Origin of the sequence: Bifidobacterium longum subsp. longum JCM 1217 (assembly GCF_000196555.1) — a bacterium.
Classification (GTDB): Bacteria; Actinomycetota; Actinomycetes; order Actinomycetales; family Bifidobacteriaceae; genus Bifidobacterium; species Bifidobacterium longum.
Window position 1 is genome coordinate 672632 of record NC_015067.1, and the last position, 22008, is coordinate 694639.

Below are 22008 nucleotides of genomic sequence, written 5' to 3' on the forward strand. Positions count from 1 at the left end.
TGCAATGCCGATGAACTTGGTTGCCGTGAGGCGATAAAGCACGTAGATGAATTGCTTGGTTGCTTCCATACCTCGTGGGTATGGCTCAACATGGTTTATGGCTATTGGCTAATACAGATCGATTGTCGTTTAATGGAACATGAGGATAACGGGCCCTAATCGCTCGGTGCCGGAAACAAGGAGTTGTGAATATGTCTGAAACCATGAAAGCCGCGATTTTCGTTGAGCCTGGCAAGATGACCGTGGAAGAAGTGCCAAAGGCGGCACTTCAGCAGGATGATGACATCGTGATTCGCATGGTGCGCACCTGTGTATGCGGCTCTGATTTGTGGTTCTTCCGTGGGCTGAGCGGACAGGCCGCACACAGTCAGGTGGGCCACGAAGCCATTGGCGTGGTCGAGGAGACTGGCGCGGCGGTCGAATCCGTTAAGCCAGGTGATTTCGTGGTCGTGCCATTCCCGTACAGCTGCGGCAAGTGCCCGGTATGCAAGGCCGGCTTCGAATCCGTGTGCCCGCACGGGGGCTACTTCTCCGCTTGTCAGGCCGAATACCTGCGTGTGCCCGAGGCGGACGGCACCGTGGTCAAGGTGCCCGGTTCACCGGAAGATTATTCCGATGAACAGCTCGCATCGCTGCTGACCATTTCCGATGTGATGTCCACCGGTTATCACGCGGCGGTTTCTGCCGAGGTCAAGCCCGGTGACACAGCCGTGGTCATGGGCGATGGTGCAGTCGGCCTGTGCGGTGTGATTGCCGCCAAGATGCGTGGTGCCACGCGCATTATTGCCATGAGCCGTCACGAGGATCGCGCGGCGCTCGCCCGCGAATTCGGTGCGACTGATATCGTGCCCGAGCGTGGCCAAGAGGCTATTGACAAGGTGCTGGAGATGACCGGTGGCTATGGTGCGGACGCGGTGCTCGAATGCGTGGGCTCCAAGCAGTCCTTCGACACGGCGATTGGCCTGATTCGCCGCGGTGGCGTGATTGGTCGTGTGGGTCTGCCGCACGACGTGGAGATCAGCGCCGAAGGCACGTTCTACGGCAACATCGGCATCAAGGGCGGCCCGGCTCCCGTGCGCCACTACGATATTGACGGTGGTCTGCTGGATGCGGTGCTTAAAGGCGAGATTAACCCTGGCCGCGTGTTCACCGCCGAATATGACCTCGACCATATTCAGGACGCTTATGAGGCCATGGACCAGCGCAAAGTTATTAAGGCGTTGATCCGGTTCTAATCGCGTGGTGTGACGGGGTTTACCGCAGTGGTATTTAACGCCCGTATGTATGCGTCCCCTTTGTAGGGCCGCATACATACGGACGTTGTGATGTGTCTGACGCGGTTTACGCTGAACGATTGTGGTGACGCAAACCGGTCACCTGTTACTCGGCGAGCAGTGCCTTGTACTGTGCAGCGGACTGGGCGAGGGCCTCGTCGGTGATGCCGAAAGCGCCGCACGTGGCGAACGGCTTGAGTCAGGTCGCGCCGATGTATAAGCCGTGCCCTCGATCGGAATAAGCAGCTGCTCGATGGGGTAGTGGCCGGGGTGCCGGTCTGGTAGGCCGATTCCGGCGAACCGGTGGACACTGCGCATCGCGTCGGGAACCGTGGCCAAGGCGTACACCGAACTCGCCGACTGCGGCATCATCGACACCGGTGCCGGCCGCGCGGCGCGTGTAAAACGGGTCAAGCCGATTCCCGAACCGCTGGTGCGCGCGGCCAAGACCTATGCCGACGAGGCCCGCCGGCTTGGCGCGAGCCTCGATGACGCCTTCAACGCCCTGTGCGCGCAGTGGTAAAGCGCGCACCGATGCGAAGCCTACACGGGGTGCACCGTCAGCGAAAAGTCGCCGATGGTGCTGACGGTCGAGGGTGAGGCCAGATTGCAGACATCTCGCAAGCAGTACGTGGCATACAGCGGAAGATAGGTTGTTCCGCCGTCCTGCGCAATATTGGAGCGGGACAGCACCACGCCCTGCGAGATGCGATATTCGGCATTGGCCAATACGGCGTCGATGGCGGCGTGCGTGCGGTAGCTGCGCCCCGACTTGACCTCGAACGGCATCACAGAATCGGCGTTCGTGTCAGCGATGAAATCGACTTCACCATGTTTCTTTGCCATGTAGTAATACAGCGGAATGCCTTGCGCCGTCAGCTCCTGAGCAATCACGTTCTCGTAGATGGCACCCAGATTCGGTGAGGAATCATCAAGGTATGCGGCTTGCGCGGTCGGTTGCGGGTATCGTGCCATGAGCATACCGGTATCAGACTGGTACAGTTTGAACTTCGGTGATTGCGCCGTGCGTTTCAATGGTGTTTTCGGCTCGGTGACGCAGTTGGTTTTCAATGCCACACCCGCATCGACAAGCCAAAGAAAATCCTTCTGATTGCGGTCGTACCGAGCACCGGGGCTGATGGAGGAGACGGCGAATCTGCCGTTACCGTCAATCAGCTGAGTGGGGAGCTGGTCGAAGATCTCCTGCACCTGCAATGCGCGATTGCCTGCGTACTGCGAAATATCGTGGCGATATTGCCGGTTCAACTCGTTCTGTACCGCGCGCACAGCCGCCAAATCACCCTTGGTGTCCAGAAAACGTTGCACGACTTCCGGCATGCCGCCGACTACCAGATAGGTGCGGAAGTTCGTCATCATTGCATCGTGAATGTACCGGTCGATTGGCGTGACCGACCGGCAGGATTCTCGGATGTTTTCAAGTGTCGACTTCTGTACGCCGATGGCCCAACAGAATTCCTCAAAATCCATGGGACGCATGGTTTTTTCGATGACCGAGCCAACGGGGTAGGAGCGTACGCCCTTGAACTCAGTGCCGAGCATGGAACCGGAGAACACATAATCGAAACGGCCATCGGCCACCAGAAACTTGACCATGGTCATCACATCCGGTGCCTCTTGCACCTCGTCGATGAAAATCAACGTATCACCGGGAATGAGCGTTGAAGGTGAGAACAAGGTAAGGCGGCTGATGAACTCCTGCACGTCGTTCGCCGATGCGAGCGCTCGGGCCGCCTGCTTGTTCTCGTACAGGTTGATTTCAAGGTAATGGGCGTATTCGTGCTTGGCGAACTCGCGTACCGCGTAGCTCTTGCCGATCTGGCGAGCGCCGGTCAGCAGCAGTGCTTTGCCGGTACCGCTCCGCTTCCATTCCAGCAGATCGTCCGAGATTTTGCGCTCAAGCATGGCAGCTCCTTTCCGAATCCCTTATGAGGGTAGCATTTTCTGCCTTGTATGTGCAAAATGCCGCATTTCAAAATGGGGCTTTGGTGCAAAATGCCGCATTTTAAAGTAGGGTTTTGGTGCAAAATGCCGTGTAAATGGTGAATTGGACGTGCTTGTAAGGGGAGCTGGATGATCGTGCGGCTGGATGACCTTGTAACTAAATGATTGAACGATTGCGCGGCCGTCGTTTGCGTGGCCGCAAAGTTGTGTGGGCTGTTCGCGAATTATGCGCGGTCGGCCGTCATGTGCCTGCGCTTGGGGTGCTCGATAAGTAGCGCTCGCTTCTTGGCGTCCTCGGCGGTCGAAGCCGGTACGCCGTCGGAGGAGGCGTCGATGATGCGCTGCAGGTAGCCGTATAGGGTGTGCAGCTCGTCGTCATTCAGACAGTCCAGCATAGAGGGGCCTGATCAAAACCAGTTCACGAGGTCCTTTTTGCTTTAATCCCCGCTGAGAGCGCGTAGCGCCGGAGGATGATCGGATGCCGCGACGCCGAATCAAGATTCAGCCGCTCGCCGACCAGCCCGACCAGCAAGGAACCGGATTCGCGCATCGGCGGCATGCGCGCTGCTATTCGCGCTGAAACAGCATGGCATGGGTGCGCTGACACCGCGCCGGCGCAAAGGCCATCAGTGAAACTGGGGAATCGGATTGCAGGTGGCGGACGGTGCCCAAGACGAAAGATTCTCGTCCGGCGTTCAGCCGCTGTCGTTGGCCGTGATGATACTGGAGACCATGAAACTCAGGCGGCGGCAGCCAAGGGCGAAGTCGAGAAAGAGGTGACGGCGTGACACTTGAACAGAGGTCAGATAGCGCGGCGGCAGGCCACGAGGCATGTGACCAGCCGATCAGGAGCCTGGAAATCCTCAACCAATGCGTTCCGCTGTTCGAGACGCTGAAGGATCCGAACCGGCAGCAGTTGCTGGTGCAATTGGTGTGCCATGGGCCGCAGACGGTGGGGGAGCTGGCCGAATCGTCGGCACTGTCCCGCACGGCCGTGTCCCATCACATCAAACTGCTGGAACAAGCCGGATTCATCGAAATCAGCAAAGACGCCACCCGCCGCATTTGCTCGGTGCGTGCGGATCGATGGCTGCCGCTGCTCGATGAACTGTCTTCCGCCCTGAAAGCCGACCTTGCGGCGGCGGAGCAGTGCCGAGCATGAGCGACGATCAACGGCCGCAGGCGATTGAGGTGCGCGGTGCGCGCGTGCATAACCTCAAGAACATCGACATCGACATTCCGCTGGGCGAACTGGTGGGCGTGGCCGGCGTCTCCGGTTCGGGCAAAAGCTCTCTGGCGCTCGGCGTGCTGTATGCGGAAGGTTCGCGGCGCTACTTGGAAGCGCTGTCCACGTACACGCGCCGTCGACTGACTCAAGCCAGCCGCGCCCAGGTGGACGAAGTGCTGCATGTGCCGGCCGCGCTGGCCCTGCACCAGCGGCCCACTGTGCCCGGCATCCGTTCGACGTTCGGCACGATGACCGAATTGCTCAACAGCCTGCGACTCCTGTTTTCCCGCGTCGCCTCGCACGTGTGCCCGCATTGCGGGGCGCGCAATGAACCGACGCTGAACGTGGCGGCCGGCCTGCCCATCACCTGTGCTGGCTGCGGCAAGGAATTCCACGCGCCCGGCGCCGAATTGCTCGCCTTCAACTCGGCCGGCGCCTGCCCGACCTGCTCCGGCACCGGCATCGTGCGCGAAGTAAACCGCGCGGCCCTGGTCCCGGACGAGTCGAAAAGCATCGACGACGGCGCGGTGCTGCCATGGGGTTCGCTCATGTGGGACCTCATGAAACAGGTGTGCGGCGCGATGGGCGTGCGCACCAACGTGCCGTTCAACGAACTCACACCCGAAGAACGCGACATCGTATTCAACGGGCCGGCCGTCAAAAAGCATATTCTTTACAAGCCGAAGAAAGGCGACGATTTCGCCGAACTCGACTTCACCTACTTCAACGCCGTGTACACGGTGGAGAACGCGCTCGCCAAAGCCAAGGACGAGAAGGGCCTGAAGCGTGTGGTCCGGTTCCTCAAGGAAGGCCCATGCGCCGACTGCGGCGGCACACGACTGAGCGTCGCCGCCCGGGCCCCGCATGTGCGCGGGCTGAACTTGGCCGAAGCCGGCGCGATGACCTTGGACGCGGCGGCGGATTGGGTGCGCGGAGTGCCGGAATCCCTGCCCGCCGACATGCGGCCGATGGCCGCCAACATCTGCGAATCGTTCTTGGATGTGGCCCGACGGCTGCTCGATCTGGGCCTCGGCTATCTGGCGCTTGACCGCGCCGGCGCCACGCTTTCGACCGGCGAACGCCAGCGTGTGCAGCTCGCCCGGGCCGTGCGCAACCGCACCATCGGCGTGCTGTATGTGCTCGACGAGCCATCCATCGGTCTTCATCCCTCGAACGTGGACGGGCTGCTCGGCGTGATGCACGACTTGGTGGCGGACGGCAATTCCGTGGTGGTCGTGGACCATGATGTGCGTGTACTCAAAGCGTGTGACCATCTTATCGAAATGGGGCCGGTTGCCGGTGCCGAAGGCGGGCATGTGATCGCGCAAGGCACGGTCGGCGAGGTGGCGGCGAACCCCAGTAGTCGCATTGCGCCGTTCCTATCCGACCAGGTGAGTGCGCGTATACGTGAGCGTGTGGCCGAATCGCAAGTGTTCAGCCTTGGCCACATCCGCATGACAACCAGTCAGCTGCATACGGTCAAACCGTTGGACGTTGATATCCCGCGCGGCCGGCTCGTGGCGGTGACCGGCGTCTCCGGCTCCGGCAAAACCACGATGGTACTCGAATCGCTGATTCCCGCACTCAAAGCGCAGGCGGCGGGGGAGCTGTTGCCGGAACACGTGCGCGAGCTTGAGACCGAGGGCATCCGTCGTGCGAATCTCATCGATGCCACGCCGATCGGCGCGAACGTGCGTTCTACCGTGGCCACTTATGCCGATATTCACGACGAATTGCGGCGCGCCTTTGCCCGATGTGAGGCGGCTAAGACGGGCGGCTGGAAGGCCGGCGATTTCTCATACAATACCGGCCGACTGCGTTGCCCTACGTGCGACGGCACCGGTTCGATCTCGCTCGACGTGCAGTTCCTGCCGGATGTGACCATCGAATGCCCGGATTGCTGCGGCTCCCGGTACGCGCCCGAAGCTGATGCGATTCGGCGTGCGGTTAAGGGAGAATCTCGCCTTTCGTTGAGTTTGCCCCAACTCATGGCAATGAGTGTGGACCAGGCTCTGGCCGTGACCAGCGACCTCAAGAAGGTTCACGCACGTCTGACCATCCTGCACGATCTGGGTCTCGGCTACCTGACGCTCGGCGAACCGACCCCGGCGCTTTCGGGCGGCGAAGCCCAGCGGCTGAAACTCGCCAGCGAAATGGGCAAGGCCCAGTTGAACGCGGTATTCGTGTTCGACGAGCCGACCATCGGCCTCCATCCGCTCGACGTTCGCGTGCTGCTGGGCGTGTTCGACCGGCTCGTGGTGAGCGGCGCGACCGTCGTGGTCATCGAACATGACCTCGACGTGATCGCCAATGCGGATTGGATTATCGATATGGGTCCGGGCGGCGGCGAAAGCGGCGGACGCATCGTCGCCACCGGAACGCCGGAACAGGTCGCGGCCAATCCGAACAGCATCACCGGGCGGTATCTGCGCTGACTTGTATGGCGGTCACGCGCCTTTGCATAGGACCCTGCGCGAGTAGGATAGCCGTCCATGGTGCAGATTCATGGCATTAGACGCGCAAGCGCGGACGCGAAATATCGGCAGATGACCGGGCAGCCGGTCAAACCGCTGATCCTCAAACTATGCCTGCCGGCCGTCATTTCCAATCTGGTGACTACTGCATACAACCTGACTGATACCTTTTTCATCGGCCAGCTCGGCACCGCGCAGTCCGGTGCTATCGGCATCGCGTTCTCCATCATGACCGTGATGCAGGCGCTCGGCTTCTTCTTCGGCAACGGCGCGGGCAACTCGATGAGCCGCGAACTCGGCAAGCAGAACAATGATCGCGCCTCCCGACTACTGGCCGTGGGCTTTGCGGGCGCGGTGATCTCCGGTCTGGTGATTGCCACAATCGGACTGCTGACCCTGCGGCCACTTGTCGTCATGCTGGGCTCGACCTCGACGATTGCCCCATACGCCGTGCAATATCTGACGCCGTTGCTGGTCGCCGCACCCTGCGTGTGCGGTTCGTTCGCACTCAACGGATTGTTGAGATACCAAGGTCAATCGGCGTTCGGCATGATTGGTCTGGTGTCCGGCGCGCTGTTGAATTTCCTGCTTGCGCCATTGTTCATTTTCGTGGCCGGTCTGGGGATTTTCGGTGCCGGCCTCGCCACCGCCATCTGCCAGACGGTGAGCTTCACGATTCTGACCACGATGAGCCGCAAATTCGGCGTGATGAAACTGTCCCTGCGCAATTGCAGGCCGGATGTGCTGCTCATGCGCGAAGTGGCCGGCGGTGGCCTGCCCTCGCTGATCCGCCAAGGCGCCGGTTCGATTTCCGTGACCTGCGTGAACATTGCCGCCAATCCGTTCGGCGATGCGGCCATCGCCGGCATGGCCATTGTGATGCGCATTATGTTGGGCGCCAACTCGGTGATCGTCGGCCTCGGCCAAGGTTTCCAACCGGTGTGCGGCTACAACTACGGTGCCGGCCTGTTCGCGCGCGTCAAAGAAGGGTACTGGTTCTGCGTGCGGCTCGCCACCTGCGTGCTCGTGGTGTTGGCGGTGTTGCTGTGGGTGTTCGCACCGCAACTGGTCGAGATCTTCCGCTCCGACCCGGCCGTGGTGGCGGTGGGCGTGGCCGCGCTGCACATCCAATGCTGCACGGTGATTCTCAACGGCTTCAACATGATGGGCAATATGATGACCCAGACCATGGGCCGCACCGGCATCGCCTCATTCCTGGCCCTGTGCCGACAAGGTCTGTTTTTGGCACCGATCGTACTGATTCTGCCGATGATGTTCGGCGTGCTCGGCGTGGAAATGGCGCAATCGGTGTCCGACGTGCTGACATTCCTAGTCACTATCCCGTTCATGCGGCGAATCCTGCATGAATTGCGGTGAATGGTAGATGGCAACTATGAATAATCGAAGTGCAAAGCGGGTGCCGGGCGTTCCTTCTCCCGCGTATATCGAATCGCTGTACCGCACCATGGCTGCCGCCCTTGGCCCGACCGGATGGTGGCCGGCTGAAACCACATTCGAGATTATGGTGGGCGCGGTGCTGACGCAGAATACGGCGTGGGGCAATGTGAATCGTTCGCTTGCGGCGTTGAACGCGGAGGGTGTGCTCGAACCCCATAAGCTGGCGATTATGGGGCCAGCGCATCTGCAGGAACTTATTCGCCCGTCCGGCTTTTATGTCAACAAATCCAAGACGGTACAGTCACTGAGCCGATGGTATGTGGAGCGTTGCGGAGCCTCGCCTGAGGGCGCGGCAGATATTCCCGACGCCGAATTGCGGACCGAATTGCTCGGATTATTCGGTATCGGGGGCGAAACGGCCGACGACCTGATGCTATATGTGTTTTCGCGCCGCACATTCGTGGCCGATACTTATGCTCGCCGACTATTCGCCTTCCTTGGATTTGATGTGCCAACCGGCTATCTGGCATTCCACAAGGCCTATTCGCCCGTGGTGCTGGATGCGAGCCTCAGCGTCAAGGATTTGCAGGAATTCCATGGGCTTATTGACGAGTTCGGCAAGGCCTACCGCGACGACGCGGCCAAAAGCGAGTCCTTTTTGGGTGGATGGAGGGCTTGACTGCACGGCGAATCGTTCTCAATAAGAAAAGTGTGAGGCCCGCACGGTGCCAATCGCACATCTGAATCCAAGAAATGGCTGTTTGATGCTATTCCCGCGAATGCGCGATTGAGTGATATTGTGCGTTTGCCTCACACTTTTCTTATTGAGAATGATTCGCTGCGATATGCCGCTTACTTGACAACCTTAAAACCGCTGGTCCATGGGGTCTGATTGGTGACGCCTTCAGCCGCTGCTGCTGCGGCCTTGTCCGGGTTGCGGTCGATGACCTGCACGGTGGCGCCAGCCTTGACGGTGATGCCTGTGACGCCGGCAATCCGCTCTCCACCGAGCAGATCGACGACCCCTATCGCCGTGGCATCATCGCCGTGCATGACGCCGAGATTGCCGCCGAACTTGACTGGCTGCGCTCGATGCTGGGTGTCGAAAACGAGTCTGTGACAGAATAGTTCGACCGACACAATCGCCAAAACGCCGAACAGGAGCCAATGATGACCGAAGACAAGCCGATCGCCAAGCCGATTATCGATGATGCGACGCGCGAGAAAATGGCGCTTATGTTCTCTGGCGAGGTCTACCTGCCGGATGATGTGGACGGCTTTTTTGATCTGCAGGGCGCCCAGCGTGATCTCCAGCTCGAACTCAACGCCACGCCGCTGACCAACCCGAAGCGCCGTACCGAACTCATGCAGGCGTTCTTCGGCGCGGCGGGGGAGGGTCTGTACCTCGAATGCCCGGTGTATGCGAACTGGGGCTGCAATACTTATTGGGGCGAGCGCTGTTACGCCAACTTCAACCTGACGCTGGTGGACGATGGTGAGATCTTCATCGGATCCCACACCATGATCGGCCCCAACGTCACGCTTGTAGCCACCGGCCATCCCGTGCGTCCGGACCTGCGCTATCAGGGTGCCCAGTATTCGTTGCCAGTCCACATCGGCGAGAACGTCTGGATCGGCGCGAATGTCACCGTGCTGCCCGGGGGCACCATCGGGGACAACGCGGTCATTGGCGCCAACTCGCTGGTCACCAAGGACATCCCCGCCAACACGGTCGCCTATGGCAGCCCGTGCAAGGTAATTCGCGAAATCAACGAACGCGACGACGTCTACTACTGGCGCGACCGCCAATTCAGTGAGCGTTTTAAGCTCAAAGAGCAGTAGCGCGAAAGCTCACTCCCACACGTCGAGCTTGCGATTTTTGTAGAAATACTCGCGGTCCTTGTCGCCGATTTCACGCACGACCTCGCAGGGCGCGCCGTAGGTGACGGAGTTGGCGGGGATGGAATGTGTCACGACCGAACCGGCGCCAATCACGCAATTGTCGCCGATGGTCACTCCCGGCAGAATCGACACGTTCGCGCCGACCCACACGTTGCGCCCGCTGATCACCGGAATGCAATACGTGTAATGGTGCTCGCGCAGCACCGGCAACACGGGGTGGCCGGCGGCGCATTAGCACGGGGAACGGTTGAACGAGAAGTGGATTGGCATGTGGTGGTATCGAACATACTGATGCGTGTGCCGCCGAGCCTGTCCAGATGGCTGCCTATATGAACCAGTGACAGAAAAGCACGGGAACGCGAGCGAGAGGAGTGTGCATGGGGCAGTTCGGCGTCATGATTGGCCAGTTAGTCGGATTTCTGATCATGCTGATGGTCGGGTATGGATGTGTGAGGCTTCGATTCTACGGTCAGACGGCGTTGGACGGCATGTGCTCGTTGCTGCTCAACGTGCTCATCCCCGTGCTTGTGTTTTCGAACGCCGTCGATGGTGCGGACCGCGCGCAGCTTGCCGCTAACTGGGGCGTGATGCTGCTGACCGCCGTGATGTACGCGCTGCTCATCCTGGTGTTCTGGCTGGTCGCCAAACTGTTGCGGCTCAAAGGTTCGCGTAGCCATGTATTTCAGGCGTCGCTTATTTTCGGCAACGCCGGATTCATCGGCATTCCGTTGATTATGGCACTTTGGCCGCAGAACGGCGCGATTTACGTGGCGCTGATGTCGATCATCGACCAAACGCTGCTCTGGACGTACGGCGTATGGCTGTGCGAGCCGGTCGACGAAACGACTGGCGGCAACGCGATTGGCGCGCGAGGTGCGGTCGTGAACGGTTCGGTGAACGGCGCCGGTTCGGTGGGCAATGCTGGTTCGGCGAGCAATGCCGCAAACGGTGGTTCTCCGGCCATCGTCCGCCCCTCGCCAGGCACCCGCGTCCTCGGCCTGCTTAAACGATTCGTCAATCCCGCCTTCGTCGGCGTGATGCTCGCCCTGATTCTGATTCTGCTCGGCGTCAAGGTGCCGGACATCATCCTGAAGCCGCTGCACACCATCGGCAATATGGCCACGCCGATGTCGCTAATCTACTTGGGCGGCCTGTTCGCGCTGACCAAGTGGTGGGGCGTCCTCAAACGCTACGAACTCTATGCTGGCCTAGTCGCCAAGATGATCGCATTCCCGCTCGCCTTCTACGCGCTACTGACCGCGCTGACCGGCGCATTGCCGCAACTGCCGATCACCCATGACATGGTGCTGATGATCACGGTCATCGCCGGACTGCCGACCATGACCACCATCGCCATGTTCACCGGTCGCAAGAACAACATGCCCGAGTATGCGGTCGGCTTCGTGCTCGTAAGCACGCTGTTCTCGCTGGCCTCCCTGACGATTGTGTCGGCAGTTGTGTTCTGAATTGTCCCCTTCGACGAAAAGAATGCCGGGGCCTCCGGCGCTTGGAATTTCATCGACGCCGCCAACGACTCCAATCCGAGGCGGCCGTGCCGTATTTCAAGGAGATATTCGATTACGCGCGCACGCTCGATCCGCAGCATCGCCCGCTGACCTACACCAATCTGCTGATGGCCGCCGGAGGCAAAGACAAGTGCCATCAGTTCGCGGATGTCATCTGCCTGAACCGGTATTACGGCTGGTATGTGCAAGATGGGTATCAGCTCATCGGAGCCAAGAAGGCCTTCATCAACGAGATGAACCAATGGATGAACACCGAACCCAACAAGCCGTTTCTGTTCACCGAATACGGTGCGGACACCGATGCCGGTGTGCACAAGCTGCCGAGCATGCAATGGAGTGAAGAGTACCAATGCGAGTACCTCACCATGCAACACGAAGTGTTCGACATGTTCGAGGCAGTGGTGGGCGAGCAGGTATGGAACCTCTGCGACTTCCAAACCGGTGAAGGTATCATGCGCGTCGACGGCAACAAGAAGGACGTCTTCACTCGCGACCGTCAGCCCAAAGCCGCCGCCTATGTACTCAAGGAGCGTTGGGAGACTAAGTAGCGGCCCGCCCCTGGAATATTCCAGGAGCAACACACATCGCATAACACACAACGCAACATACAAAAAAGAACCTCGTGAAACGAATTTCACGAGGTTCTTTCTAGTTACGCTGAATGACTCCCATTAGACTCCCACGAGGGAAGAGCAATGGGAATTCCAACGTGGCTAAGCTCTCAAACTCAGATGTGGAATCTGATTTCTATGGTTTGAGGCAATTATTGATATAATGCAGAAAATGGCTTGATAATGCCAATTATGTGGTGTATCGAAGGTGGGTATAGACGGCTTTAGATTTCTTTAGATTGCCATTGTTGGCTACCCTTTTGGCTACCCTATGGAATATCCTGGTCGTATGGCACGAAGAACACACGGAAGCGGCAGCGTTTACCCGGAACGCACCGGAGGGTTTCGGGCGACGTGCGAGTTGCCTCCGGATCCGGCGACGGGGAAGCGGCGGCGTCTGGTGGCGCGTGGACGCACCAAGGCCATAGCGTTGAAACGTTTGAAGGACAAGAAGCTGGAGTATGAGCGCTCCGGTCGTATGCCGAGCCAGACGACTCCATATTTGAAAGATTGGCTGGATAGGTGGTTGGATGAGATTGTCAAACCTCGTCTGCGTCCTTCGACGTTGGCGACATACAGAAGCACCGTCGAGGCGTTGATCAAGCCCGCGATAGGGGGCGTTCGGTTGGGCAGGCTGGAGCCGAAGCATTTTCGGTTGATGGAAGAGTACATCACCAAAGGCGATGACACATGCGATCCGCCGAGGAAGCCGCGAAGCAGCGCAACGGCGGGCAGTGCATGGCGGACGTTGCACAAGGCGCTCGACGATGCCGTGAAGGAGGGGATCATTGAGTCGAACCCGAGCGACCGTGCCGAAGCTCCGCGGGTTGTTTATACGGAGCGTAAGATTTTGACGCCGGTGCAGGCGGGGCAACTCATTAATGCCGAGAACGATGTCATGTGGCATCTGATGTGGCGGCTCGCCTATGAGACGGGCATGAGGCAGGGGGAGCGTCTTGGTTTGACGAACTCCGAGATCCAGCTGATCGACAACGCGGTATGCATCGTGGTCGAATGGCAGCTGAAGGTCTACAACAACGTGAAGGGCGTGCGGGACATTCCCAGTTCACTCGGCGCTCGACATGTGACGGGCAAGGCTTATCTGGTGCCTCCCAAGACGAATGCCGGAAGACGTGTGATCCCATTGCCCGAATCGCTAGCGGTTGAGTTGGGGCGGTACATCAAAGGTACCGGGCGAACAAATTCGGACGATCTGGTTTTCGTTCAGGCGGATGGAACGCCGCTGAACCGTATGATTGAGACCCGGGCGTGGAAGAAGGCGCTGAATCGAGTCGGACTGCCGGATGATTATGTGCCGCATTCCGCCCGGCACACGGCGGCGACGGCGATGGCCCAGTTGGGCATGAGCGACAAGGTGCGTGAATCCATCATGGGACATAGCGATATAAGCGTCACCAACCGCGTGTACACACATGTCGGTACGGCCGACGCATCCAAAGCCATCAACGGAGTCGAAACGCTGCTGGCGTTGGAACCCGCGAATCCGCGGGTTCTAGATAGAAGTGCAACACCTGCCTAGGGTTGGAAGTGTCTAGGTTCCAGCTGGAGGTGTTGCACTCGTGGGTACATGTTATTCGCACCTGTCCCCGGACGAGCGGATCAGGATCGAGAGGCTGCATTGCGAGCAGGGTCTGAGCGTCAGGGAAACGGCCAGGCTGGTCGGCCGGGACAAGGCCACCGTCAGCCGCGAGCTGAAACGGGGACTGTGGTTCGCGTCCAACGAGAACGAATCGTACCGCCCGTACCGGCCGCGGCGGCTGAAGACCGGCCCGTGGACGTCCATGCCGTTCTGCTCCGCCCTCGCGGCGCAGCGGAGGGCCGACCTGAGGCGCCACGGGTCCCGCAAACCGCGGCGCATGGACTCGGACCGGCTGCGCTCGTGGGTGATGGACGCGCTGCGCCGTGGATGGAGCCCCGGGCTGATCGAGGGCAGGCCGAAGCTGGAGTACCCCGGCGACCCCGTGATGCGGGTCAGCCACGAATGCCTCCACCAATGGATCCACGCCAAACCCCAGCGCGACCTGGACCTGCGCCAATACCTGCCGCGGGGCAGGAAGCGCCGCGCCAGACGGAAGGGACGCAAGGTCAGGGGGCCGCGCATCCCCATGCGCGTGGACATCGGCCAACGGCCCAGGGCTGTGGACTCGCGCGGGCAGTTCGGCCACCGGGAGTCCGACACCGTGATAGGCGCGGCCCCTCGCGCGTGTGCATCGACACGCAGGTCGAACGCAAAAGCCGCAGACCGTTCGCCCGCCTGATCCCCGACAAGAGCGCCATGGCCACCGCGCGCGCCGAATACGAGATCTACAGGGACCTGCCGCCCCGGGCGCGCATCGACCGGACCTGGGACAACGGCAGCGAGGCCTCCTGCCACCAGCTGGTCGACGAGGCCCTGGGCATGCCCGCCTACTTCGCCGACCCCTACTCCAGCTGGCAGCGCGGAAGCAACGAGAACAGGAACGGCAGGATCCGCCGCTACCTGCCCAAGAAAACCCCGTTCGACGACCTGACCCAGGCCGAGCTCGACGACATCGTCAAGGAGACCGACGACACCCCCATGAAACAGCTCGAATACAAAACACCCAACGAGGCATGGGACGAGGAGATAACCCGACTACAATCGCAAAACACCAACCCAAGCACAAGCGTTGCACTTACAAGTTGAATCCGGGTTTGACGAACCGTGTTTTCATGTAGGATAATTCCATGGGAGGTGGCATCGGCGATGGGGTTGGTGGATAAGGTGAGACGGCTGTTGGGGCGTGATTGGGAGATCGCCAACACGCGGCTTATGGAGGAACAATATTCGGCGTGCGACACGCTGCTTGCCGCGACGACGACGGATTATGCGGATGGGGCCCGCGCCCTTGCCCGCAAGTACGGACAGGATGGGCACGGGTATATGGAAGCGCATGGCGTCATCCTCCGTTCCGATCCCGATGACGAGGGGAACGCGGGCACCGTCCTCGTCGAGGGAAACCGCATCGGTCGGATTCCCCGCTATGTGGCCAGGCAGCTTGAATTCGGGCCTTCCGGCGAGGAGCCCGTCGTCATACGCATGTTCACCGAACGGACGGCCAGGGGATTGCGCTGCGAGGCGTGGTACTGGTTCGGCCGTTCCGAACCACGCTGGTTCTATTCTCGGGACCATCGCCCTCCCATGACGCCCGAAGCCAAAGCCGAGGCCGCGCAACGGGACACGGAGCGTATGGTGGAGGAAGCTCTCGAAGAAGGCGGGCCACGCGCAGATTCCTTCCGGCTGGGCATGGTTGATGGGACGCATTACCTGGAGACGGTCGAGCCGATCAAACAGCTCAAACGCGAAGACCGCCTCGAAGAGGCGCTTGACTTGTGCATGACAGCCATCCAAGGAGCCGAGAACGAGGCGCGGGCCGAAGGACATCAACCCGCTCCCTGGTATACGGAACAGGCCGCCATCATCCTCCGCAAACTCAAACGCCCCGATGAGGAGAAAGCCATCATCCAGCGCTGGATTGACGCCTGCCCAGAAGGATACATCAAAGCCAATCCCGACGAAACGCTTGTCGTCCGCCTCCGCCGCATACGGGAAAAGGAAAACGCCAAAAGATCCTAATGCCGAGAAGACGCGCCTGTCATATGCGTGCCGTGCTGCCGGCGTCGTGCATATGACAGACTCCCGCGGATCACGCAACCATTCTCACGCCCGGCTTTAGCTGGCGTTCAGTGCTAGCGAATCGTCCGATTGGAATACCGCTTCTCTACTCGACATCGCAAGCTATAAGAACGGACTTGCCATGCAGCGGTTCAGGTCTGTAGAAGATGATCCCGGCCTCCCCGTACTAAAGATTCGTGAGCTTAGCCAGGGCTATTGCGGCAGTGACGCCGAGCGATGCCGCAGCGACATTGACGAGTCGGTCACCATCCATGATGGAGACCTCGTGTTCTCCTGGTCTGGAACTCTTCTTCTCGACTTCTGGTCTGGAGGCAATGCTGGGTTGAACCAGCACCTCTTTAAGGTTACATCCGATGCTTATCCAAGCTGGTTCTATTACATGTGGACCAAGAAACACATGCGCCGCTTCATCATGCTGGCGAAGGACCGCGCAACCACCATGGGCCATATCAAGCGCAGTGCATTGCAGGAATCCAAGGTGCTCATACCCCCAGCAGACGTGATGGCTGAACTATCCGCAAAAATGCAGCCCATAGTGGACGAAATAATCGGCTTGAAGGTTCAATCTCGTAAGCTAGGCGAGCTTAGGGATGCGTTGCTTCCGAAGCTTATGTCAGGTGAAATTGACATCTCACAAGTCGAGTTACCTACAAAGTCAAATGAGATTGGTTAATTGGCATGAACATTGCAAAACTTTACAAGAAAGGTTCACACATGGATATCAGGACCCTAATGAAGAGGCAATACAACGTCGAGCTTCGGATAGAAAGAGATGGCGAAAGCCATATTGAGCATGGCGTAGTGGGTGATGGAATTATCTCTATGCCAGTTGATGCTGATATCCAGGAGCGTGACAAGATATTTCGTCAAAACAGTTGCGGGACGAATCAAAAGTGATTACCGTTACTCGCCGTATGTCTATAACTCTTTCGTGTTCCCCTCGAACAATCTAGAGAGTATTAAAGAAGCCGCATTAGCGGTTGTTAAATCTCGTGCGATATACACCGGCAAAAACCTTGCCGATATGTATGCAATAAAGAACAGATTCTTTTACCCGGAACTTATGCAAGCTCACCGAGAACTTGACGAACAAGTGATGGCGGGATACGGGCTACGTAGCGACAGCAATGAAGGACAGATTGTCGATATGTTGTTCGACTTGTATTTGCGGGTGACTGGCAAACGCGGTTATTAGCCGGTATGGTCACCGATATGTTAGGACGGCAGGAGTGACTGTTGTTGTTCCTGCCGCCTTTCTTATGTGGCTCTCAGTTGTCGTTCATGCCGAATTCAATTGTCCGAAGCACGCCCTTCCAGTAGGATTCCCGGTCAAGCACTGTATCACGGGACGCCTTCTTGTCGAATATTTCCAGAATCGAATATGAGAAGTTTCGGATGATGTGCTCTGCCCCGTACTGGTTCTTCAACTCGATCATCTCCTTGTTGCCGCCGGTCGGGTCGGAGAGGTTCGCGTAGGATGACCATCGTGTCCATAGGCCATCGGCGTCACTGGATGCGCTCCCCACGTATAGCCGTCCTGTGCTCCGGTCTGTAATCACATATACCGCCTTTACGCTGGATAGAGCGTCATGCCATTCCGGTTCGTTGTGGTTGATGATGTCCTGTAACTCGCCGTGCGTGAGACACACGTGATCGTATCCGTTGAATGCTCCGAGCTTCGTCCGTGGCGAGATCTCATACACTTCAGGATCCAGTTGCGCCTGTATATTCGCGTATTTGCGTAGATACAAATCACGCCCAATGGGTTTGTTGAGACGAATTACAAGTCTTTTCCGATATTCGGAATACTCATCCATTAGAGTTAGCTCATATCCATATATGTTCCATTGTCCCGGGGCTGCATCTCGTACATGGTATAGACCGCCAAAGATGAAGTACTCTGGCCCATATCGATAGTATTGGGCGAACGCGAACAAGTACTTCCTGCCTCCCATATTGCCGTTTGGTTGCTTGGTTTTCCAGGCGTTCATGATCAGCCAATCCGGGTCGTCATGTAGCAATAGATTCCATGCTGGTCGTGACCGGTCGTTCGGGTTCATGTTGAACTTAATCTTTGCCTGATCTGGTTTGTCGAAGTGGAACAGATCAGTGAGTTTTATTGGCATTTGCTCTGTCATTTTCATCTCCTAAGGTAACGTTTGAACTTTTCGTTTGTTGCAGAGTGCGCTACCGCGCCAGTTATAAAAGAAAACGTGAGTCTCTCTACCTGAGTATTTCGTAAATGAATCCGTCGTGTAGCTTGACGGCGATCTTGTCGTAGCGGGAGTCATCGGGGTGCTCTTCCATCGCATCGTGGGCGGCGCACAGTCGTTGGATGTCGCCACCGATCAGGTTCCGTTTGCTGAAGAGGTCACTGGCGTGCTTATGCATTGCCTTGGCGACGCTGTTCTTGCTGTCTCCTTGGTGGATTGCCCATGCGGCGACTACCGCCAGTTCATGGTCGAGGGCTTTCTTGAGTTCCGATATCAGCAGCACTTGGGCGACGTGATGGCATAGTCCGTTGTCGTACTCCGGAGACAGGGGCATCACTATGCGGCCGTTCTCTCGTTGTATTGGCATGACAGCCGTCTCTGCTTCCAGCTGTTTGGCTAAATCAGTGGACGCTTCATCGACTTGGTCGAGAAGATCGAGAACCATGTTGTGCATGAGTTTGCTGTAATAGGCGCTGTTCTCGATTTCCTTGAGAACTCGCATGTTATCTCGCGTGTGTTTCTGCGGTGATTCCAGCCGTGCCATAGGAGTCCCTTCTCCAGAACAATTCTATATGAATATGGTACCCAGAAAAACTTTGGGGAATTAGCTGATTGACGAAAGGATGGACATCGTCAAGGGAGCGCACAGAGCGATCCCGAAAACCAGAAAGGCGGCGGTCATATGCCACGCAGGAAAAGCTATACAACTGTCGAAGGATTTCAGAGCCTTGATCAGCATCTCATTGCCCAGCAGATGATTCCCCTGAGGGTTGATGCGAAGCAGGGCGATTGGGATGCCGAGACCAAAACCAATGCGCAGAAGACCAATGCGGACGGCGTACCCCAGTGGCTGATCCAGACCTTGTTCCAGCCAATCGACGGTGATGCAGAGCATGTGCCCGAGGTCGTGCCCGTTACCGTGACGGCCAAGGTGAAACCCGTCATCCGTGTGGGGGCTCCGGTGGAATTTGTTGGATTCGGCGCATGGGTTTACGTCTCCCACGACAAGACTACGAAGCAGGTCACGTCGGTGAGGCGCAGCTTCATGGCCGCCGGGTTCAAACAGAACGGTGGTGAATGATGATGGGGCGTAAGACCAGTATCACGGTCCGTATCCCCATTGACCTGCTGGACCGGTTGGACGCGTACGGGGAATCCGAATTCGGTCGTCGTTTTGATCGGAGCATGTTCGTCGTGGAAGCGGTAATGGATCGGCTGAATAATATCACGGAAGGAATCCATCATGGGTGACGTGTTGTTCTGGCCGGCGCTGACTTTGATTGTCTGCGTCGCGGCCGTGGTCTTTATCTTGGTCGTGCGGTTGCGGAAACTGCGCCATACGATTGAGCATCACATGCCTGAAGCGGTCGTGCGCCGCGATGGTTGGGGCTGTCGCGCGATTGCCCTACCCGGCCGTCGGATCTGGCTGGTGCCGACCGACATCGCCGAGCAGCAGGCGATGGACGCGTTGAAGGAGACGGCGAAGGCGTACCCCGGCTGGATCCCCTCGCATCGGATGATGGGACGTGGTACGCGGGCATACTGGTTGCTGTCCGTCCGCCGTCCGGTGCGGAAGATAATCCGTCGCGAAGATATACCGGCGGAGAAGGATCCGGCCCATTACGTCTGTATCGGTCTCAACTTATCTCGCAAGCCGGTCATGATCCGTAGCGACGCGCACACACTGGTCATCGGCTTGACAGGCAGTGGCAAGGGCAGCATCATGGCGACTTACGTCGACGGACTTTCGCAGCTGTATGAAGACGGCCTCGTCCAGTTCTGGGGCATCGACCTCAAAGGCGGCGTCGAAATGTCGGTGTACGGCACTCTCTTTGATTCCCACCACGCCTATACGCTCGACGACGCCGTCGCTCTCCTGCAAGATCTGTCTACCGAATGCGACCACAGAATGGACAGTCTGCGTGGGCGCGCGCGGGAGCTGCCGCCGACGCCCGAGTATCCACGAATCGTCCTGCTGATCGATGAAGCCGCCGAGCTACACGGCAAGGCAGATAGGAAGAAGAGCGAATTGGTCACGCGCTTGCTGGACTCGATCCTCAGACGTGGGCGTGCGCTCGGCATCGTCGTCGTGGCGCTCAGTCAGGATCCACGTGTCGAATCCGTCCCGCTGCGGGCACGGTTCCCGCAGCGCATCGCCCTCCGGTTGAACAGCGAGGAGGAAACCGCCATGTTGCTCGGCAAGGAGGCGATAGATAGGGGAGCGGCACCTTGGCTGATCGCTCCCAACCAGCAGGGATCCGGATTCGTCTGGAACCAAAACATGGGAACAATCGACTATTTCAGGGCGCCGTGGTATGGCGACGACGACCTGATGGAACTGGGCGCGTAGGCGCTGTGAGAACCCCGCCGTCGGAGCGATGCTCGCGCAGGCGGCGGGGTTCTCTATACCCAAAATTCGGTCATTGAAGCCCGGCTGCTCTTGATTATTAGATCCAAATCTCACCGAATACCCTGAAAGGAGGTGCATTATGCCCCGGATAACCGTCCGCCGACACGGCGCAAGCGCATCCATTCCACACGTCGGGGTGCATAATGGCACACTCCAATCAGACCCCACAAGGACGGCGAACAGGGGATGGACTCCCGCCGTCGCCCGGCGGAATGCGCAATTCCTCCAGCGGGTGGATTTCGGCATGATGGAAGGCATACCGTATGCGCTGACGTTGACGTTGCCGGCCAAAAGCATGGAACGTGTGACGCCCGACTTACTGCACCGCCTCATCGACGTCATGCTCAAATACCTTGCCAGAAGGGGAATGAAGCACTTCCACTGGGTCATTGAGTTCACCGCCAAGCACATGCCCCACGTGCATATGACCGTCTGGATGTCCGATACGCACCAGCGGTGGAATCCGAAAACCCATCAGCACGAAACCGTGGACAACGACCTTGTTACGGTTACCGGCATCGTTGTCGGCAAGTGGCTGGATGTGACAGCCGACTGTGGGATACATACCTCCGGACAATCGCAGGACGTGCAACTGTTGGACGGCAACGCTGCATGGCTTTCATATGTCGCCAAGCACACTCAACGCGGAGTCTGGCACTATCAGAGGGCGTTGGAGAACATGCCTTCCACGTGGAAGGAGAACCCGGGCGCGATGTGGGGACACTCCCGGAAAATTCCTCTGACCGAGGACTCCGTTCTTCCCGCCGATCTGCATGCCTTTCATCAATTCCGTCGTGAAACCCGGAAATGGTGTTGTTCGCAGGCCTCACGGATAGCTGACCCGAAACGTCGGGCAAAGGCCATCCAGCAAGCGCGGCGCATGAACCGATGCCCGATACGGGAACTGTCCGTTGTGCGTCCGATCTCGATATGGATTCCGCGAACGGTGTCAGCGGCGATCATTAGAGGATTGCGGTCGCGCGGATACATGATCGGTCGTGACGTTTACGAATGGGTGATATCAGAAATGGATCGATTGCGTGCGACCGGTGACGATCCTGACCGGATGCGGGCGCTCCAACGGACATTTGCGGAAATGATGCGGGGGGTGAACATCATGGCGATCGTCATCCCCGAAATCCCACTCAAGGACAAGCTCACGCTCACGGTGCCGGAGGCGTCGGCCCTTTCCGGCATCCCATACAAGATCGTCAACGCCGCCGTCAAGAACGGCAACCTCGCCGCATGCTACGCCGGCAGCTCCACCGTCCGGATCCGACGTTCCGACCTCGACGACTGGGTGGCGGCCTTGCCATCCGACTGGTGTTGAAACA

Annotated in this window: 23 protein-coding genes and 1 pseudogene; 17 read left to right on the plus strand and 7 right to left on the minus strand. The window is 58.6% G+C overall.

Annotated features, from left to right (window positions below; genetic code table 11):
* Positions 1-191: 191 nt before the first annotated feature.
* The gene (locus tag BLLJ_RS02670) at positions 192-1235 is read left to right on the plus strand and encodes a zinc-dependent alcohol dehydrogenase family protein (RefSeq protein ID WP_007051194.1); all 1044 of its coding nucleotides are present in this window, start codon (positions 192-194) and stop codon (positions 1233-1235) included.
* Positions 1236-1605: 370 nt separating this feature from the next.
* The gene (locus BLLJ_RS02675) at positions 1606-1797 is read left to right on the plus strand and encodes a GntR family transcriptional regulator (protein ID WP_008782756.1); all 192 of its coding nucleotides are present in this window, start codon (positions 1606-1608) and stop codon (positions 1795-1797) included.
* Between the two features lie 20 nt (positions 1798-1817).
* Here the strand turns inward: BLLJ_RS02675 and BLLJ_RS02680 are convergent, their stop codons facing one another.
* From BLLJ_RS02680 to BLLJ_RS11245, 3 genes are all read right to left on the minus strand, one after another.
* Positions 1818-3197 carry an ATP-binding protein gene (locus BLLJ_RS02680; protein WP_007051192.1) on the minus strand — a complete coding sequence of 460 codons (1380 nt, stop codon included), beginning with the start codon at positions 3195-3197 and terminating at the stop codon, positions 1818-1820.
* A gap of 263 nt (positions 3198-3460) precedes the next feature.
* Entirely contained in the window at positions 3461-3631 is a 171-nt protein-coding gene (locus tag BLLJ_RS02685) for a hypothetical protein (protein ID WP_007051191.1), read from the minus strand.
* Between the two features lie 23 nt (positions 3632-3654).
* Positions 3655-3795, minus strand: a complete 141-nt coding sequence (locus BLLJ_RS11245; protein WP_007056358.1) for a hypothetical protein — start codon at positions 3793-3795, stop codon at positions 3655-3657.
* 225 nt (positions 3796-4020) lie between these two features.
* On the opposite strand from BLLJ_RS11245, the gene BLLJ_RS02690 reads away from it, so the two are divergent.
* From BLLJ_RS02690 to BLLJ_RS02705, 4 genes are read left to right on the plus strand one after another with little or no spacing between them, the layout of a single operon-like run.
* Complete coding sequence (locus BLLJ_RS02690; protein ID WP_007056351.1) at positions 4021-4398, plus strand: ArsR/SmtB family transcription factor; 378 nt, start codon at positions 4021-4023, stop codon at positions 4396-4398.
* Positions 4395-6899: an excinuclease ABC subunit UvrA gene (locus tag BLLJ_RS02695; protein ID WP_013582448.1), complete on the plus strand. Its 2505-nt coding sequence runs from the start codon at positions 4395-4397 to the stop codon at positions 6897-6899. The genes BLLJ_RS02690 and BLLJ_RS02695 overlap by 4 nt, the downstream gene beginning before the upstream one ends.
* 57 nt (positions 6900-6956) lie before the next feature.
* A complete protein-coding gene (locus BLLJ_RS02700) occupies positions 6957-8315 on the plus strand; it encodes an MATE family efflux transporter (RefSeq protein ID WP_013582449.1) in 1359 nt (452 codons plus the stop codon).
* A gap of 16 nt (positions 8316-8331) precedes the next feature.
* Entirely contained in the window at positions 8332-9015 is a 684-nt protein-coding gene (locus tag BLLJ_RS02705; protein ID WP_013582450.1) for an endonuclease III domain-containing protein, read from the plus strand.
* A 173-nt stretch (positions 9016-9188) separates the two neighbouring features.
* Here BLLJ_RS02705 and BLLJ_RS11250 read toward each other — a convergent pair whose 3' ends face one another.
* Complete coding sequence (locus tag BLLJ_RS11250; protein WP_012471944.1) at positions 9189-9476, minus strand: hypothetical protein; 288 nt, start codon at positions 9474-9476, stop codon at positions 9189-9191.
* A 27-nt stretch (positions 9477-9503) separates the two neighbouring features.
* On the opposite strand from BLLJ_RS11250, the gene BLLJ_RS02715 reads away from it, so the two are divergent.
* The gene (locus tag BLLJ_RS02715; RefSeq protein WP_013582451.1) at positions 9504-10178 is read left to right on the plus strand and encodes a sugar O-acetyltransferase; all 675 of its coding nucleotides are present in this window, start codon (positions 9504-9506) and stop codon (positions 10176-10178) included.
* Positions 10179-10187: 9 nt separating this feature from the next.
* Here the strand turns inward: BLLJ_RS02715 and BLLJ_RS02720 are convergent, their stop codons facing one another.
* Complete coding sequence (locus BLLJ_RS02720) at positions 10188-10451, minus strand: DapH/DapD/GlmU-related protein (protein ID WP_007051184.1); 264 nt, start codon at positions 10449-10451, stop codon at positions 10188-10190.
* 164 nt (positions 10452-10615) lie between these two features.
* Here BLLJ_RS02720 and BLLJ_RS02725 point away from each other — a divergent pair, with 164 nt between their 5' ends.
* The 7 genes and pseudogenes from BLLJ_RS02725 (at position 10616) to BLLJ_RS02760 (ending at position 17246) form a co-directional block, all read left to right on the plus strand.
* On the plus strand, positions 10616-11704 hold the full coding sequence (locus BLLJ_RS02725) for an AEC family transporter (protein ID WP_013582452.1): 1089 nt from the start codon (positions 10616-10618) through the stop codon (positions 11702-11704).
* An 86-nt stretch (positions 11705-11790) separates the two neighbouring features.
* Positions 11791-12312: a glycoside hydrolase family 2 TIM barrel-domain containing protein gene (locus tag BLLJ_RS02730; protein WP_010080811.1), complete on the plus strand. Its 522-nt coding sequence runs from the start codon at positions 11791-11793 to the stop codon at positions 12310-12312.
* Positions 12313-12664: 352 nt separating this feature from the next.
* Positions 12665-13915 (plus strand): site-specific integrase, encoded by a 1251-nt coding sequence (locus BLLJ_RS02735; RefSeq protein WP_230473298.1) that lies wholly within the window; start codon positions 12665-12667, stop codon positions 13913-13915.
* Between the two features lie 40 nt (positions 13916-13955).
* A pseudogene (locus BLLJ_RS10285) lies at positions 13956-15061 on the plus strand (IS30 family transposase).
* 60 nt (positions 15062-15121) lie between these two features.
* Positions 15122-15991 (plus strand): hypothetical protein, encoded by an 870-nt coding sequence (locus BLLJ_RS02750; RefSeq protein ID WP_013582455.1) that lies wholly within the window; start codon positions 15122-15124, stop codon positions 15989-15991.
* A gap of 100 nt (positions 15992-16091) precedes the next feature.
* Entirely contained in the window at positions 16092-16724 is a 633-nt protein-coding gene (locus BLLJ_RS02755; RefSeq protein WP_117754920.1) for a restriction endonuclease subunit S, read from the plus strand.
* A 135-nt stretch (positions 16725-16859) separates the two neighbouring features.
* On the plus strand, positions 16860-17246 hold the full coding sequence (locus BLLJ_RS02760; RefSeq protein WP_050792384.1) for a type IIL restriction-modification enzyme MmeI: 387 nt from the start codon (positions 16860-16862) through the stop codon (positions 17244-17246).
* Between the two features lie 73 nt (positions 17247-17319).
* Here BLLJ_RS02760 and BLLJ_RS02765 read toward each other — a convergent pair whose 3' ends face one another.
* Both BLLJ_RS02765 and BLLJ_RS02770 read right to left on the minus strand, forming a co-directional pair.
* The gene (locus BLLJ_RS02765) at positions 17320-18189 is read right to left on the minus strand and encodes a GIY-YIG nuclease family protein (protein ID WP_013582459.1); all 870 of its coding nucleotides are present in this window, start codon (positions 18187-18189) and stop codon (positions 17320-17322) included.
* An 85-nt stretch (positions 18190-18274) separates the two neighbouring features.
* Complete coding sequence (locus tag BLLJ_RS02770) at positions 18275-18808, minus strand: hypothetical protein (RefSeq protein ID WP_013582460.1); 534 nt, start codon at positions 18806-18808, stop codon at positions 18275-18277.
* 138 nt (positions 18809-18946) lie between these two features.
* Between BLLJ_RS02770 and BLLJ_RS02775 the strand changes: the two genes are divergently transcribed.
* From BLLJ_RS02775 to BLLJ_RS11585, 3 genes are all read left to right on the plus strand, one after another.
* Entirely contained in the window at positions 18947-19345 is a 399-nt protein-coding gene (locus BLLJ_RS02775) for a hypothetical protein (protein WP_013582461.1), read from the plus strand.
* 162 nt (positions 19346-19507) lie between these two features.
* Positions 19508-20614 carry an FtsK/SpoIIIE domain-containing protein gene (locus BLLJ_RS02780; protein WP_013582462.1) on the plus strand — a complete coding sequence of 369 codons (1107 nt, stop codon included), beginning with the start codon at positions 19508-19510 and terminating at the stop codon, positions 20612-20614.
* 304 nt (positions 20615-20918) lie between these two features.
* Positions 20919-22004 (plus strand): MerR family transcriptional regulator, encoded by a 1086-nt coding sequence (locus BLLJ_RS11585; protein ID WP_371826241.1) that lies wholly within the window; start codon positions 20919-20921, stop codon positions 22002-22004.
* Positions 22005-22008 lie beyond the last annotated feature (4 nt).